Source organism: Xanthobacter sp. BG11Y11_SDJG (genome assembly GCF_057364445.1).
In genome coordinates this window covers 1-564 of sequence record NZ_JBNFNU010000887.1, presented here as the reverse complement: position 1 = coordinate 564, position 564 = coordinate 1, and the positions used below count along the sequence as shown (strand labels likewise).

1 protein-coding gene is annotated in these 564 nt (G+C 72.2%); it reads right to left on the bottom strand.

What is annotated here, in order from left to right:
• Nucleotides 1-267 precede the first annotated feature (267 nt).
• Entirely contained in the window at nt 268-420 is a 153-nt protein-coding gene (locus AC2W7M_RS27125) for an SH3 domain-containing protein (protein WP_486136342.1), read from the bottom strand.
• Between the last annotated feature and the right edge of the window lie 144 nt (nt 421-564).

The following is a 564-nucleotide window of genomic DNA, read 5'->3' as shown; positions in this document are numbered from 1 at the left end:
CCGGCGCCCACCGGCCCGGCGGCCTCGTTGCCCACCGCCGCGCCCTTCTGCGCGCCTTCCTTGGCGCCCTGAACGACGCCCTGCGCGGCGGCCACGGCCGGAGCGAGGGCGATGGCGAGCACGGCGACGGCCTTGATGATGGTCTTCATGGCGGATCCCTCCGAGATCGACGCCCGCGCCGACATTGCGCGCGCGGGCCATGGCCAAGATAACGCTGGAGAGCGGAATTTCGATCCCCCGGCGGGATAAAGATTGCGGGCGTCCCGATCAAGACTTCCGGTCGACCGCCCGGCCGTAGACGAAGCCGCGCTTGCCGTTCGCCACCACCTCGCACCAGGATTTGCAGCCGATCAGCGTCACGCGCTCATTCTTGTCCACCTGGCCGATGGCCGAGGCGCTGCGGCGCGGGCCGGAGCGCATGGTGACGTCGAAAACGATGCGTGCGGTGCGCTCGGCCGAGGCGGCAGTCGGCCGCACCGGCGGGCAACGGCGCCGGGTCAAGCGCGGGCGTCTCCAGCGCGGCGACCTGCGGCTCCGGCTGAACCTCTGCCAGAGCGCGCGGCC